This is a genomic window from Paenibacillus tabacirhizosphaerae, assembly GCF_040812395.1.
In the GTDB taxonomy this organism is placed as follows: Bacteria; Bacillota; Bacilli; order Paenibacillales; family NBRC-103111; genus Paenibacillus_E.
In genome coordinates this window covers 116,951-132,193 of the sequence record NZ_JBFNXH010000006.1, presented here as the reverse complement: position 1 = coordinate 132,193, position 15,243 = coordinate 116,951, and the positions used below count along the sequence as shown (strand labels likewise).

Genomic DNA, 15,243 nt, shown 5'->3' with positions numbered 1-15,243 from the left:
ACAGGGAGAGAGACCCGAGTCTATCTCTTTTTTTTGTTATCTGCTATAATGAAATGACTACATATGTTCGCTTTTTTGGGATGGGAGAGAAATAGCTTTGCGTATTCTGGGTATCGATCCAGGGATTGCTATTGTGGGTTTTGGATTTATAGATAAGATTGGCAGCAAGCTCGTTCCCGTTCAATATGGTTCTATTCAAACAGAAGCGCATACGGACCCTGGGCTGAGGCTTAAGGATGTCTATGACGCTACGACACAATTAATAGAGAAATATAAACCGGATGCGCTTGCGATTGAGAAATTGTTTTTTAATCGTAATGTAACGACGGCGTTCACTGTCGGACAAGCGCGAGGCGTCATGATTCTCGCAGGTGTTCAAGCTGGACTGCCAATTGCTGAATATACGCCGCTGCAAGTGAAGCAAGCAGTTGTTGGCTATGGTAAAGCAGAGAAGCATCAGGTGCAGGAAATGGTCAAAATTTTTCTTAAGCTGGCCAAAGTCCCAAAACCTGACGATGTTGCGGATGCGCTCGCGGTGGCGATTTGCCATGCGCATTCTTCGGCATTGCAAAACAAGATAAATGAGGTCGTGAAAAGATGATAGATTTCTTACGAGGAAAAGTAGCGCATCGCGAGAATGAATATGCGGTTCTTGACGTAGGCGGCGTTGGCTACCGGGTGTTTTGTCCCAATCCCTATGCACTGCCGCATAAAGAGAATGAAGATGTGACCATGTTCATCCACTATCACGTTCGTGAGGATGCACATTTGCTTTTCGGTTTTATGAGCCGGGATGAGCAATCCTTATTTCGGCTTCTGCTGGACGTAACGGGCATCGGGCCAAAGGTGGCACTGGGCATTCTAGCTGCCGGAGGAAGGCCTGAAGCGGTTGTCGCTGCAATTAGTCAAGAAAACCTTGCCTTCTTAACGAAGCTGCCGGGAATAGGGAAGAAAACAGCGCAGCGGATTATTTTGGATTTGAAAGATAAGCTGGGGGCTGTAAGCTTGACGAGTCCGGAAGCAGCCGTAGCGATGAGCATCGTAGGTTCTTCGCAGATAAGCGAAGGCGGCAGTGCTTGGTCGGAAGCGAAAGAAGCGTTGATGACGCTTGGGTATACGGAAGCGGAAGCTGACCGTGCTTGGCTGCAGGTGAAGCCTAAGGCTCAGGCATCGGATTCCGTCGATGTGTTGATGAAGCTTGCGCTGCAAGCTTTGTATACGATGTAATGCAGTTGAATTAGGAGGACCTACCCATGGATAACGACCGAATTATTTCGGCTAATTTGATGATGGAGGATGGCGTGATCGAATACAGCCTGCGTCCCCGTTATCTGGCGGAATATATCGGCCAGAAGCAGGCGAAGGAGAACTTGAAGGTCTACATCGAAGCAGCCAAGATGCGCAAGGAAGCGCTTGACCATGTGCTGCTGTACGGACCGCCTGGGCTCGGCAAGACGACGCTATCCAATATTATCGCTAACGAGCTTGGCGTAAATATACGAACGACCTCCGGCCCTGCTATCGAGCGGCCGGGAGATCTTGCTGCCATCCTGACGAATTTGCAGGAGGGCGACGTGCTTTTCATCGACGAAATACACCGGCTCCACCGGACGGTGGAAGAAGTGCTGTATCCGGCGATGGAGGACTTTGCCCTTGATATTATTATTGGCAAGGGGCCGAGCGCACGCTCGGTACGTCTAGACTTGCCGGCGTTTACACTGGTCGGCGCGACGACGCGAGTCGGCCTGTTGTCGGCGCCGCTGCGCGACCGCTTCGGCGTCGTCAGCCGGCTGGAGTTCTATACGGTGGACGAGCTCACCTATATCGTCAGCCGGACTGCCGACATCCTTCAGGTCGGCATCGTCGGCGAAGCCGCGCGCGAGATTGGCATGCGCTCGCGCGGAACGCCGCGAATTGCGAACCGCTTGCTGAAGCGGGTCCGCGATTTCGCGCAGGTGAAGGGTGATGGCATCATCACCTTAGACATCGCCAAGACCGCGCTGAAGCTCATCCAGATCGATGATCTCGGTCTAGATGAGATTGATCACAAGATGCTGCGTGCGATCATTCAGAGCTTTCAGGGCGGTCCTGTGGGCTTGGAAACGATCGCGGCGACAATCGGTGAGGAGAGTCAGACGATCGAGGACGTCTATGAGCCCTATTTGCTGCAAATTGGTTTCTTGCAGCGCACACCGCGCGGTCGGATGGTAACACCGATGGCCTATCAGCACTTGGGATTGCCTGTACCGGAGCAGCGTTAAGTCAAACGTATGTAGAATCTCTTGCCTCTGCTGAAAGGCGGGCAAGAGATTTTTTTGTCGCTAATGGCTCTATCAAACAAAACTTCCGGATGACTTGAGCGTCTAATTAGCTAGAAACCCCACGAGAGAAAGGAATTTTTGTCGCATGAAATGGAGCAAGCTGCTAATCCCTAAGACCTTTGTACTCATGACTACGGCTGCTTTGACCTTAAGTGCTGCCCCCCTCCTGCCGAATCCTACCTATGCGGAAACAGTTTCACGTCCCGATCAAATTCGTGTAGCTCTTTTTATAGATTCAACGAAATATAAGCTTGCAGAGCCTGTTGTTACGTTGTCATCCTCGGCAGGGCTTGAAATTGGCGTTCGCAATGGCGGAGTCGGCACTGCCGCAAAGGTATGGGCGTCTAGCTCGGATGCCTCCGCGATTCGTTTGTCTCTTGACCAGTACAGCGTGAACCTGTTGGAAACGGCGGATTTTACAGCGGCAAAGGCATTGTATGCCAAGTTGTCGACGATGCAGGCAGACGGGTATGTACTACGCCGAGTAAAACAAGGAAAAACGATGTATGAAGTGCATTACGGCAGCTTTCCTACGAAAGAGGCGGCGGAAGGCGCAAAGGCGCAGGTTTTGAAAGATAGTACCATCGCTGCCATGACGAAGTCAGCTGCCCCTGACTTGGCTGGCCCGCTGCGCTGGAGCGCCGGAGGATATGCAACGGAGGCAGAAGCTTTGCAGCAAGCAGGCGTCTATAATCAAGCAGGACTCTCCGCTGATCTTGCGCTACAAGAAGATGTGAGCGGGAAACTGGTGTATGCTGTTTGGATTGGTAATGAGGCAACGACAGAGCAGTTGAATGCGGTAAAGCAGCTGGCGCTGAAAGCAGCGCCTAATGTACCGCTGCAAGCAGTGAATGCGACAGTCTCGTACTTGCTGCGTAGAGCTGATGTGACCGCTTCGGCAAATGGAACCGAGTCGGTTGCGCACTATGCGGTGGGCACATCGAATCAGAAAACGTGGATTCATCCCAAAGCAACGGGAATTACGGTGAAAGAGCGAGCGGAACGCAGCTATCGGGGAGACATGGAAGTCAGTGCTTTCCATGATAAGCTAGCGCTAGTCAATGAGCTGCCGCTTGAACAATACCTTTATGCCGTCTTAGGCTCGGAGTTGAGCGCGGGATGGCCGGTTGAAGCGTTGAAAGCCCAGGCCGTTGCTGCCCGTACATATGCCCTTAAGCAAGGAAACAAATATGAAATTGCTCAAGTGACAGACTCCACAATGGATCAAGCGTACTACGGTTTACAGCGTGAATTTGCAGGAGGCTTGCAAGCTGTTGATGCGACGAAAGGCGAGGTCATCAAGGATAAAAGCGGGCTCATTTCCCCCGTCTTCTCATCGAATGCAGGCGGAATGACGGCTGATCCGTCCGAGGTATGGGGGAATCCTGTCACTTACTTGCGCAGCGTGTCAAGTCCCGATGAAGGCGCTGAGAAAGGAAAAGCTGTATGGTACCGTATTCAGCTTGCCGACGGTGGAACGGCGTATGTGCATTCCATGTATTTGAAAGATACCGGTCAGAAGAATAAAGATGGCGCTTCCTATTACGAAGCAACTGAAAATGGTGTGAATGTTCGTCTTGCCCCTTATGCCGATAATGCTGCGAATCCTTCTATCGCGCAGTTGGCAGAGAAGGAGCGGGTGCTTGTTCTCGGTCAAGAAAAGGAATCCAACGCATTTTCTTGGGTTCGGGGACCTTACAGTGCTGATGAGATCAAAACCAAGCTGGCCGCTTCGGGGGTTACGATCAGTGGCGATTTGCAATCGCTGGAAATTTCCAAGCGTGGTCCATCCGGCAGGGCTATTGAACTCAAGGTGAACGGGATTGTTGCTAAAGTACCGTATCCGGACGCATTACGCGCTGCTTTAGGCGGACTTCCGAGTACCCGGTTTGAAATTGAGCAAGCAGGAAGTTATACTGGTAGTACATCGGGCAGTACTTCTGCCGGCAATCTGCCAAGCACTTCAAATCTGGCTATTGTAGGAGCTGGAAGCAATAACACGAACAGTGCGCCTTCAGACGCTATATACGTTCTTTCCGGAGGGCAATCAAAACCAACTGCATTGAAAAAGACGGATCTCACTGCACTGGGTTCGGCTGGTACAACTTTTGCGACCGGAACTACGCCATCTTTACCACAACCATCAGCTGAGGTTCGCGGCAAGCAGTTTGTTTTTCGAGGGACCGGATTTGGACATGGTTTGGGCATGTCGCAGTGGGGAGCAAGAGGCTACGCTGAGTTAGGCTATAATTATCAGAAAATACTCCAAACTTATTATGCTGGAGTCAACATAACTAAGGAATGAATGCACACAATGGATGTAAATGCTTTTGATTTTGAACTGCCTGAGTCACTGATAGCCCAGACGCCGCTGCTTGATCGGACGGCGTCTCGGTTGCTTACGCTAAACAAACAAACAGGTGCAATCAGCCACCAGATGTTCGAAGAATTGGCTGATTATGCGGAAGCCGGGGATTTACTCGTGATGAATGATACACGGGTCATTCCAGCACGGCTTTTTGGTGTGAAGAAAGATACCGGCGCCAAGGTAGAAATTCTGCTCCTTAAACCAATCGGCGAAGATCGATGGGAGGCTTTGGTTAAGCCTGGCAAACGAATGAAACAAGGGGCTGTTGTCGTGTTCGGTGTAGACGCAGCATCCGAGGGTCAAGCTCCTCTCACGGCGGAAGTGTTGGAAGAGGGAGAGATGGGAGCGCGTGTGCTCCAGTTCAGCTACACAGGTATTTTCAATGAAATATTGGATAGTCTTGGACAAATGCCGCTTCCTCCTTATATCAAGGAGCAACTCCCGGAAAAGGAACGTTATCAAACGGTGTACGCCAAGCATGAAGGTTCTGCGGCCGCACCGACAGCAGGTCTTCATTTCACGGAAGCTTATTTGGAAAAGCTTCGTACGAAAGGCGTGCAGATAGCTTTCGTTACGCTGCATGTAGGACTTGGCACCTTTCGCCCGGTCTCCGTGGATAAGGTTGAAGAGCATCAGATGCACGCGGAATATTACGTGCTTTCTCCAGAAACAGCTGAGCTCATTAACGCAACGAAAGCAAATGGCAAGCGTGTAATCGCTGTCGGGACAACATCTGCGCGCACACTCGAAACAGTCGCCCAGCTTAGCGGCGAGCATGGTGAGATTCAGCCGGCGCACGGCTGGACGAGCATTTTTATATACCCTGGGTATAAGTTTCGAGTTGTAGACGCGCTGCTAACGAATTTTCATTTGCCGAAGTCGACGCTGTTGATGCTGATAAGCGCTTTGGCAGGTCAGGAACATATTATGGAAGCCTATCGGCAAGCTGTTAGCGAAGAATACCGATTCTTCAGCTTCGGAGATGCCATGTTCATTTATTAAAATAGTTTAACGATTGTTTAACTTAGAATAGGAAGTGGATGTATTGCCAGCAGCAGTAACCTACGAAGCCATCAAAACTTGTAAACAGTCAGGAGCACGGCTAGGCCGAGTTCATACACCACATGGTGTTATTGAAACACCAGCATTTATGCCGGTAGGCACACAAGCGACTGTGAAAACAATGAGCCCAGAGGAATTAAAGGCGATGGACGCTCATATTATTTTAAGTAACACCTATCATTTATTTCTTCGTCCTGGTCATGAATTGGTAAAAGCGGCAGGCGGCCTGCATAAATTTATGAACTGGGATCGTCCGATTCTTACGGATAGCGGCGGTTTTCAAGTATTCAGCCTGAGCGATATTCGTAAAATTACGGAAGAAGGCGTTCAATTTAAGTCTCATTTGAATGGGGACAAGCTATTCCTTTCCCCTGAGAAGGCGATGGAGATTCAGAATGCGCTCGGTTCTGACATCATGATGGCTTTTGACGAGTGCCCGCCGTATCCGGCAGAATACGATTACCTTAAGAAATCGTTAGAAAGAACCTCTCGTTGGGCGGAGCGCTGCTTGCAAAGCCATGCAAGACCAGAGGATCAAGGTCTTTTTGCCATCGTCCAAGGCGGCATGCACGAGGATCTGCGCCGACTCAGCGCACAGCAGTTGACTTCCATGGATTTTCCGGGGTATGCTATTGGTGGACTGAGCGTAGGTGAGCCTAAGCATTTGATGTATGAGGTGCTGGACTATACGACACCGCTGCTTCCTGCAAACAAACCTCGTTATTTGATGGGGGTTGGATCTCCGGATGCTTTAATAGAAGGCTCAATTCGCGGGATCGACATGTTCGACTGTGTGTTACCGACACGTATTGCCAGGAACGGTACATGCATGACGAGCGCTGGGCGGCTTGTGATCCGCAATGCGAAGTATGCCGAAGATTTCGGTCCTATTGATCCGAAATGTTCATGCTACACCTGTAAGAATTACAGCAGAGCTTATATTCGGCACTTGATTAAAGCAGATGAAACCTTTGGTATCAGGCTGACTACTTATCATAATCTGCACTTTCTATTGCAGCTCATGCGTGATGTGAGAGAAGCGATTATGGAGGATCGATTGCTCGATTTCCGTGATACTTTCTTTGAGGCATATGGGCTGAATGATAATGAAAGAGGATTTTAAGAAAGGAGGATACCCATGTTTTTATTAGCTGATGCTGCTGCTAACACAGGAGCAGTAGGATATTTGTATACATACGGGCCGTTAGTGCTCATGTTTGTTGTACTTTACTTCTTACTTATTCGTCCACAGCAAAAAAGACAAAAGACCCGCAATCAAATGCTAGGGGCGTTGAAAAAAGGGGATAAGGTCGTTACTATCGGTGGGCTGCATGGAACGATAATGGAAATTACAGACGATATTTGCGTGCTGCGCGTTAACGATGCTACGAAAATGACGTTCGATCGTTCTGCCATCAACTCTATCGCGAAAGAATAGTTACGGTATACAATAAAAAGCGAGATCCTCTTATCAGGTTCTCGCTTTTTATTTGGCTTTGTATGGTTGAAAAGCTTACATTTGGTTTTTCTTCAGCCGCTGCAGCAGCGCTTGCTCGCCTAGCACGAGATGGCCTTCGGAAATCCTCAGGGCAAGTCTCGCTGCGACCACGCCAAGAATGACTCCGGCGCACATATCGGACAGCCAATGGATGCCAAGGTAGAAAATCGTGAAAATGATGAATGCCGAAGAGCAAGGCACGAAAATTTTCCAGAAAGTATTGCGGCTTTTTACTGCAATGACGGCCATCGATACGGAGATGGATGTATGCAGACTTGGGAAACAGTTATCTAGACCGGACAACGGGCGATAGTCCTGTTCGAACGTCGGAAACACATCGAGAATGAGCAGCTTCACATTCGGATGAAACGACCAGACTTCATTTACTGGGAAAAACAGATAAAATGGGATGGCAATCATATAATTAAACATGAGCGCATAACAGATAGCGTAGAAAAGTTTATAGTTTTTCTGATACGTATAAATGCCGATTGAAGCGATCATGACAGCCGGGAAGACGACAACGTAGAAATAACTGCTCACATAAGTAAGCAAATCCTGGTGAAAGAAATGCTGGATCGCAGCGACAAAGTTGCCTTCAACGCGATAAATCGATTTCGTGAAATCAGCTTTAAAATTGATGGTTTGCTCAAGCCAAAGCTCGAATTTATTGAAAAATAAGATGATGATCAAGGCAATAAAATGCAGCATGTACTTGCGTGATGTAAAGATCTCTTGCACAAAGCTTCCGGCTATGGCAAATGGGTTTTTTCGTGTGGCAATCGTTAGAAAAACGAAGACGGTAATAACGATATAAATCGTTGCATGTGTCATAGACTGAAAGGGACTCATGGTGTTTTCCCCCTAAAAATGGAAATTAGTTGCGTGAAGAACTATGATATTATACCACATTTGAAGGGGGAAGGTGATAATTTCACGGAAACTACTTATTTGCGCGTGTTCACTCCGAGCATCCCGCCTAAAGCTCCCGAAATGAAAAGGATGATTAGCAATTGCAACGATTGTAAGTTGAGTCCTGCATCAAAAGCAAGAAACCCGATTAAGAAGATAAGCAAAAAATAAACAAAACCAAGTATCCCGCCATGGTACCAGCCTCGCGCACCTGCCCTTTTACCGGAAACCCAGCCGCCAATAAACAGGGAAGCCGCATGAATAATCGTAGTTAGCGTATGCAAGGACGTTTCTTGAGCACTCGTCAACAGTAAGAATAAGGATGTAACTAATGTTCCGATCGTCATCATGATTAATGAGTAGAGAAGTCCAGAAAATAGAGGAGACGTAATTCGAACCTGACTGACACTTCGCATAGGGTTCATAGACACCAATCCTTTCTTATATTCGAAATTTCCGTTAACATCATTGTATGGTTGTACACATAGAATTAGTACAGACTGTTTGGAGGGGAAGTGAGCATATGACTGAATTTTCACAAGGGCCTGTAATGTGGCAAGCCATTATGGCTATTCTTATTTTTGCAGCAGCCTACGTGTGTATGTTGATTGAAAAATGGGATCGCACTTACACCGCATTGGGCGGGGCGCTGCTCATGATCGTTCTGGGCATTGTTCCTATGGGCAAAGCCTTTTCCACATTCGCGAATTGGCATGCACTTCTACTATTTGCAAGCTTAACCGTGATTGCTGGCATTATGGAAAAGACAGGCCTTATCGCTTATGCGGCAAGTGCAATCATACGAAAGTTCCGCTTGAAGCCATTTACGATTTTACTTAGTTTATCTCTACTTGTTGCGGCAATTTCAGCAGTTTTGGATGCTTTTCTAGCAATAGCTGTTATCGTTCCTATTCTTCTAAGCGCAACAAAGATGTTGAAATTGTCCTCTGTACCTTTTCTGATCGCTGTTGTGTTGTCCGCTAATGTCGGCGGCGCAGCAACACTCCTAGGCAATATGCCGAATCGAATGATTGGCATTGCGGCAGGGCTTACGATGGGGCGTTTTCTGGTAGTCCTTGCCCCACTTGTAGTGATTTTGCTTTTAATCGTTTACGTGGTCATGTGGCTGCTTTATGGCAAGAAACTCATTGTATCGGATTCTCACAAAAGAGAGCTTCTGAGTTTGCAGCCGATCTCCTACCTGACTAGAGATCCAGTGCTGCTTTGGGGAGTGAGCATAGCTGCAGTGCTTACGCTGCTTGCCTTTGTTTTGCAAGGGGTTCTTGATTGGAAAGCTTCATATATTGGGGCTGTTGGCGCAGCAGCGTTGTTAGCCCTCGATTATAAATCGATTATTCATCTGGTGAAAAGCAGAGACTACCGCACGGTGGTGCAGGGCGTTATGGAGACCCAAGTCCTATTCTTTCTGGGCCTGTTTATTATGGTAGGAGGACTTGCATACGCGGGAGTTAGCGGATTTGTGGCAGCCAGAGGATTGGAAATCAGCCAAGGCAGCATACCGTTTTTAACTAATCTCGTGCTGTGGCTGACAAGTATTGGTTCTGCGATGATGGATACAATTCCTTATGTAGCCGCGATGCTCCCTGTTATTCAACATACAGGATTTATTTTAGCTGATGTAGGGGATATCTCGATTTCACCGCTTTGGTGGTCATTAATCATAGGCGCGGCCATTGGAGGGAGCGCAACTTTGTTTGGTTCAACAGCAAGTATGTTTGCGGCTGGTCTCGCAGGACAAAACGGAGGAGGGCTTTCTCACCGGGCGTATTTCATTGTTGCAGCCCCTGTATCTCTCCTGCTCCTGATTGTTGCAACGATATATTTCAATCTATTTTTGCTCTAATTGCCAACAATTGAATACGTAAAATCTGCATGATGAAGATCATCAGCGGTCAGAATACCATTGAACTCCGAGAACTCGTAAGCCTAATCTTTAGATCACGGGGAGGCTCGCTCAATGGACATTCTGACTATTTTTTTGCGCACAGTGCTCATCTATTTTGTCGTATTTCTGATGCTTCGAATTATGGGGAAGCGGGAAATCGGAAAGTTATCCCTGTTCGATCTTGTCATTTCCATTATGATTGCAGAAATTGCGGTGTTCGTTCTCGAAGATGCAAGGAAACCGCTCATGGATGGACTTGTTCCCATGCTGACGCTGGTGCTGATTCAAGTTGCCATTGCTTTTATCACATTGAAAAGCAGGACCGTCCGTGTGCTATTCGATGGGAAACCGAGCGTTCTCATTGAGAATGGTTCGATCAATCGAGAAGAAATGAAGAAGCATCGCTATAATTTGGATGATTTAATGCTGCAGCTTAGACAGAATAAGATTATGAGTATTGCTGACGTGGAATTTGCCATATTAGAGCCGTCGGGGAAGTTGAGTGTTGTGGAAAAAGAAGAGAAAGAGGCAGTCAAGGTAGCGGACGGACTGAAAGGAACGATTCGCTATGAAGGTCTGCCACTGCCTCTCATTATGGACGGTAAAGTGCAAGATGAAAATCTCGAAAAGCTAGGAAAAACCAGGTTTTGGCTGAAAAATCAGCTTCAAGCGAAAGGAGCCCATGATTTCAAAGAAATTTTCTATTGCTCCATCGATCACAGGGGCCGATTATTTGTGGATAGAAAACGATAGCTGTTATTGAATCACTTTCTTCCCCATTTTTAATAAACGAATCACATCATTCTGATTAATAAGACGGAACAGCATGATAAAAATCATATACATGATAACGCCGATGAGACAAGATGCAGTAAAGCGAACCCAGTCGGCAGCATGCCAAGGCGTGTACATGACGGCGTAGCAGCACATGCCTGAAAGTGCCATTGCGGCTACGATTTTGGCGAAATCGCTGCCTTGCATGCGAAATTTCAGCAGTCTGACAACGCTGTTCCAGTGCAGGAGAGTTACTAATACGATGTTCACATTAATAGCGAATACCGCGCCGTGAATCCCCATTTCTGGTTTACTGGCAAGCAGGTAGATAAGAACGAGCTTAATAACAGAACCAACTAAAGTATTGATAAGGGCAGCTCCTGGTTTGTTCAAGGCTTGAAGCGTTGATTGCAAAGGAGCTTGGAAATAAATGAATATTGCCACGGGGGCCATCATTTTCAGCATAATCCCTACATCAGGCTGGTTGTACATAAAAGCGCAGATGGGCTCGGCTAGTACGAACATCAGAACTGCAAAAGGGGCCCCCGTTATCAGAGCAAGCCGTAAGGACTGATGAAGGCGCATATGAATAGTCTTCATATCTTTCCGTGCGGCAGCTTCGCTGAGAGAAGGTACGAGCGACACGGATAAGGACATCGTTAACGCGCCAGGCAGCAGAAGAATCGGGAAGATCATTCCTTGCAAAGCCCCATACTGCGCTGTGGCGACTGAGGTGGAAATGCCGGCTATGGCAAGGCTTTGAGCAATAAGAATGGATTCTAGGAGATAAGAACCGGCGCCGATCAGCTTACTGCCTGTTACGGGAACGGATATGCGCATAATGCGCCGGAGATTGGAGAGCCTGCCGCCCATATGATCCGTACCGATTTGAACTTTGGCTGACGCGGCTATAGTCCGGTTCTTACTGTGTTTAAAATGGATGGCAAGCACGAGCAGCCCACCTATTTCTCCCGCCAGTACGCCGACCATCGCACCTGCGGCTGCGTATTCGATCCCATATGGAATCATCACATATGAACATACCAACACCATTACAATGCGAATTAGTGTTTCCACGATTTGCGAAGAAGCCGTAGGTATCATGTTCTGCCGGCCTTGAAAATAACCGCGATAGACTGCGGAAATGCCAATAATTGGAATCATCGGGCTCATGCAGAGGAAGGTGTAGTAGACCCGTGCATCAGTTAGCAAATGGCTTGTGATCCAGGAAGCGCCGGCAACGCAAATAATGGTGAAAATCAAACTTAAGCCAATCGTTATAAACAGTGCAATTCTTAGTATGCTGCGAATCCGCGTCTCGTTGCGTTCTGCTTCCGCCTCAGCGATTAATTTGGCAATGGCGATAGGAATACCGCCTGTGATGATGGTTAGGATGACAGAGAGGAAGGGCCAGCCCATATGATAAATGCCAATACCCTCTGCTCCAATAACACGCGGCAGTGTAATGCGGGGAATGAAGCCGAGAATTCGGTTCAAAATACCAGCGGCTAACAGGATCATCGTCCCGCGAATAAACGATTGCTTGGTCAATGCCATTCCCTCTTCCCATACGTATATAATCTATGGATATGCGAGTATTGGCCAAGCTCATGCTAACATTTTACGGACATGTTATAGCTGCGTGCAGGAAAATGGTGGATGGGCATCGAATAGTGTATCCATTATTGCTTACGAAGCAAGTTTTCCTGACGGAAAACTCTTAGGAGGTTCTCCCTATGAATGAGGAAGACAACGATCACATACACACAATGCCGGAGGACAAGGAAATTGAAAAGGCCGAAGACCTGATCCGCGAAGGAGAGGGAGAATATTCGGATGCGGATGCACTCTCTGATCTTGAACTGAACGAGATTATCGAGAGCTTATGTTTAAGCAAGGTTGAAGAATTTATTATGCTGGGCTATGAGCATGTCAGCGGCAAAGAAATATGGGATTGTGTCAGCGAAAAATACCGCAAAACCGGTGTGCCTCCGCTGCATCAAGTAGTTAACGACATCTTGTCCCTAAAATCAACACAGTTTATGAACTGGATGACGCTTAGTGCATATAAAGGGGCCCAATTCTAATAACGGGCTTATTTTTCTTTTGATGAAAATTAAGCAAGTTACATAAACTTACTTAAATTGACTCACTTTTCGCACCTGAGTATAATAGGAATATTGAGTATGGAAGGGAGACAAGCAAGAGATGCTGGATTGGAAAAGAATCTCGTTCTTTTTTTTAACGATTATTGTTGTGCTCGGGTGTATCGGTGCAACAAGTCCTAAACTTGTAGAACGAATTAAGCTTGGCTTGGATTTGAAAGGCGGCTTCGAAATTTTGTACACAGCTGAGCCTTTAACGGCTGGTCAGCCGCTGACGAAGGAAACGCTTACGCAAGCGGCAGAAAGTCTTGCCAAACGTGCGGATAGCCTTGGAGTTGCAGAACCTGAGGTAAGTACGGAGGGAAGCGATCGCATTCGTGTGCGTTTAGCAGGTGTAAAGAACGAAGATGAGGTTAGGGGTTTGATGTCCAAACCAGCCGTGCTGACTTTTCGGGGACCTGATGGAACGGTTTATATGAATGGTACGGATTTCGTTGAGAACGCAGCGAAGTTAAGCTATGATCCCAATACGAAACAACCGATTGTTGAAATTAAGTTGAAAAGCAGAGAGAAGTTTAAAGAAGTTACAACGAAGCTTACAGGAAGTACGCTCTCAATTTATTTGGACGAAGAACTGCAATCGACAGCATCTGTTCCGTATCCAATCGACAGCGATGCCGCGATTATCAATCAATCCAGCGTGACAGAAGCGACTAAAGTTGCGAAACTGATTAATTTAGGCGCTATGCCGTTAAAGTTGACTGAAAAGTACATTCAACGTGTCGACGCTACGCTAGGTACGGCATCGTTGCACGAAACAGCAAGAGCAGGACTGATTGCTTCGATTCTGATTTTCCTATTTATGGTGATCTATTATCGTGCTCCAGGTCTTGTAGCTGCTTTTACTTTGATTACATACGTTTGGATTCTTCTGGCCGTATTTGACTTTATGAATGCGACATTAACATTGCCGGGGATTGCCGCCCTTGTCTTAGGGGCAGGTATGGCGGTTGATGCGAATATCATTACTTACGAGCGAATCCGCGAGGAAATCCGTTCAGGGAAAAGTATTATGTCCGCCTTGAAAGCAGGCTCTAAACATTCCTTCCGTACGATTATGGATGCGAACGTAACGAATTTGATTTCGGGTATCGTTTTGTATTACGTCGGGAATGGTGCCATCCGCGGCTTTGCAGTTATTACAATGATGAGTATTATCATTAGTATTCTAACGAATGTCATTTTGTCGAGATGGCTGCTGCATCTGATCATCCGAGGCAACTTGCTGAAAAAGCCGAGTTATTTTGGTGTGAAGGAGGCAGACATCCGTGAGCTCTAAGAAACAGTTCGATTTTGTAAAGAACCGCAACAAATTTTTTGCAATTTCTTTGGTAATCGTCATTGCAGGCCTAGCTGTTCTGCTATTTGCGGGCATGAACTTCGGGGTCGACTTTAAAGCGGGAACCAATATTGATCTCGTTGTTGGCAAACAGTTGGACAAAGCCAAGGTCGATGAGATTTTGAAACAGTTGACTACTAGCGGAGATGTGAAATCGCGATTCGCCGATCCAACAATCGGAGGCAATAACAGTGATCGTGTATCCATCCGTTTTGATGATGTTTTGGCAGACGATGTAGTGACTAAGATTCAAGGCGCCTTTGCCACCGCATATGGGGTTGAAGTTTCCAAAGAAGTAAATACGGTGGATCCTCAATTAGCCCGAGAGCTGCTGCTGAAAGCTGTCTACGCCGTCGCGATTGCGAGCGTTCTAATCTGCGTATACGTCAGTATTCGTTTTGAATGGCGCTTTGCTTTGGCCGCGATTATCGCGATTCTGCACGATGCATTTCTTGTTATCGCCATGTTCGCGATTTTCCGTCTTGAAGTGAACTTACCGTTCCTTGCGGCTGTCTTAACCACAATCGGTTATTCCATTAATGATAAAATCGTTATTTTTGACCGAATTCGTGAAAACTTAAGATTTGCCAAGTTGAAGACGGATGAAGACCTTGTCGATCTTGTGAATAACAGTATCTGGCAGACAATGGCGCGGAACATCAATACTGTACTCGTCGTTTTGATTGCTGCAGGCTGTCTCTACATTTTCGGAAGCGAGTCAATCAAACTGTTTGCGCTCGCCAAACTGATCGGATTGACAAGCGGCGCGTACTCTTCAATCTTTATTGCTTGTTCACTCTGGTATTTATTAAAACGGAAATCTTTAAGTTCTAAAAAGAAAACTGCAGCGTAATAACCATAATAACCGGCCGCGTGAAAGTTAACGCGGCCTTTGTAT

The 15,243-nt window shown here is 47.1% G+C and carries 15 protein-coding genes; 12 read left to right on the top strand and 3 right to left on the bottom strand.

Annotated features, from left to right (window positions below; translation table 11 throughout):
* Window positions 1–97: 97 nt before the first annotated feature.
* The 7 genes from ruvC to yajC all read left to right on the top strand — a co-directional run bounded on the left by ruvC (window position 98) and on the right by yajC (window position 7,189).
* On the top strand, window positions 98–601 hold the full coding sequence (ruvC, locus tag ABRS97_RS13090; RefSeq protein ID WP_367814483.1) for a crossover junction endodeoxyribonuclease RuvC: 504 nt from the start codon (window positions 98–100) through the stop codon (window positions 599–601).
* Window positions 598–1,227, top strand: coding sequence for a Holliday junction branch migration protein RuvA (gene ruvA / locus ABRS97_RS13085; protein WP_367814481.1), 630 nt, complete (start codon window positions 598–600; stop codon window positions 1,225–1,227). The genes ruvC and ruvA overlap by 4 nt, the downstream gene beginning before the upstream one ends.
* Before the next feature lie 26 nt (window positions 1,228–1,253).
* Window positions 1,254–2,261, top strand: a complete 1,008-nt coding sequence (gene ruvB, locus ABRS97_RS13080) for a Holliday junction branch migration DNA helicase RuvB (RefSeq protein WP_367814479.1) — start codon at window positions 1,254–1,256, stop codon at window positions 2,259–2,261.
* 145 nt (window positions 2,262–2,406) lie between these two features.
* Entirely contained in the window at window positions 2,407–4,626 is a 2,220-nt protein-coding gene (locus tag ABRS97_RS13075; protein ID WP_367814477.1) for a SpoIID/LytB domain-containing protein, read from the top strand.
* A gap of 9 nt (window positions 4,627–4,635) precedes the next feature.
* The gene (gene queA / locus ABRS97_RS13070; protein ID WP_367814475.1) at window positions 4,636–5,691 is read left to right on the top strand and encodes a tRNA preQ1(34) S-adenosylmethionine ribosyltransferase-isomerase QueA; all 1,056 of its coding nucleotides are present in this window, start codon (window positions 4,636–4,638) and stop codon (window positions 5,689–5,691) included.
* A gap of 43 nt (window positions 5,692–5,734) precedes the next feature.
* Window positions 5,735–6,874 (top strand): tRNA guanosine(34) transglycosylase Tgt, encoded by a 1,140-nt coding sequence (gene tgt, locus ABRS97_RS13065; RefSeq protein WP_367814474.1) that lies wholly within the window; start codon window positions 5,735–5,737, stop codon window positions 6,872–6,874.
* Between the two features lie 15 nt (window positions 6,875–6,889).
* Window positions 6,890–7,189: a preprotein translocase subunit YajC gene (gene yajC, locus ABRS97_RS13060; protein WP_367814472.1), complete on the top strand. Its 300-nt coding sequence runs from the start codon at window positions 6,890–6,892 to the stop codon at window positions 7,187–7,189.
* A 75-nt stretch (window positions 7,190–7,264) separates the two neighbouring features.
* Here the strand turns inward: yajC and ABRS97_RS13055 are convergent, their stop codons facing one another.
* Window positions 7,265–8,101, bottom strand: a complete 837-nt coding sequence (locus ABRS97_RS13055; protein WP_367814470.1) for a phosphatase PAP2 family protein — start codon at window positions 8,099–8,101, stop codon at window positions 7,265–7,267.
* 95 nt (window positions 8,102–8,196) lie between these two features.
* Window positions 8,197–8,586, bottom strand: coding sequence for a TIGR04086 family membrane protein (locus tag ABRS97_RS13050; RefSeq protein WP_367814468.1), 390 nt, complete (start codon window positions 8,584–8,586; stop codon window positions 8,197–8,199).
* Between the two features lie 98 nt (window positions 8,587–8,684).
* On the opposite strand from ABRS97_RS13050, the gene ABRS97_RS13045 reads away from it, so the two are divergent.
* Both ABRS97_RS13045 and ABRS97_RS13040 read left to right on the top strand, forming a co-directional pair.
* Window positions 8,685–10,025, top strand: a complete 1,341-nt coding sequence (locus ABRS97_RS13045) for an ArsB/NhaD family transporter (protein WP_367814466.1) — start codon at window positions 8,685–8,687, stop codon at window positions 10,023–10,025.
* 114 nt (window positions 10,026–10,139) lie between these two features.
* A complete protein-coding gene (locus tag ABRS97_RS13040) occupies window positions 10,140–10,820 on the top strand; it encodes a DUF421 domain-containing protein (RefSeq protein ID WP_367814464.1) in 681 nt (226 codons plus the stop codon).
* 3 nt (window positions 10,821–10,823) lie between these two features.
* On the opposite strand, the gene spoVB is transcribed toward ABRS97_RS13040, so the two are convergent.
* Window positions 10,824–12,392 carry a stage V sporulation protein B gene (gene spoVB, locus ABRS97_RS13035; RefSeq protein WP_367814883.1) on the bottom strand — a complete coding sequence of 523 codons (1,569 nt, stop codon included), beginning with the start codon at window positions 12,390–12,392 and terminating at the stop codon, window positions 10,824–10,826.
* 185 nt (window positions 12,393–12,577) lie between these two features.
* On the opposite strand from spoVB, the gene ABRS97_RS13030 reads away from it, so the two are divergent.
* The 3 genes from ABRS97_RS13030 to secF all read left to right on the top strand — a co-directional run bounded on the left by ABRS97_RS13030 (window position 12,578) and on the right by secF (window position 15,198).
* Entirely contained in the window at window positions 12,578–12,928 is a 351-nt protein-coding gene (locus ABRS97_RS13030; RefSeq protein WP_367814463.1) for a post-transcriptional regulator, read from the top strand.
* A 124-nt stretch (window positions 12,929–13,052) separates the two neighbouring features.
* Window positions 13,053–14,285: a protein translocase subunit SecD gene (gene secD / locus ABRS97_RS13025; protein WP_367814881.1), complete on the top strand. Its 1,233-nt coding sequence runs from the start codon at window positions 13,053–13,055 to the stop codon at window positions 14,283–14,285.
* A complete protein-coding gene (gene secF / locus ABRS97_RS13020; protein WP_367814461.1) occupies window positions 14,275–15,198 on the top strand; it encodes a protein translocase subunit SecF in 924 nt (307 codons plus the stop codon). Before secD ends, secF begins: the two co-directional genes overlap by 11 nt.
* Window positions 15,199–15,243 lie beyond the last annotated feature (45 nt).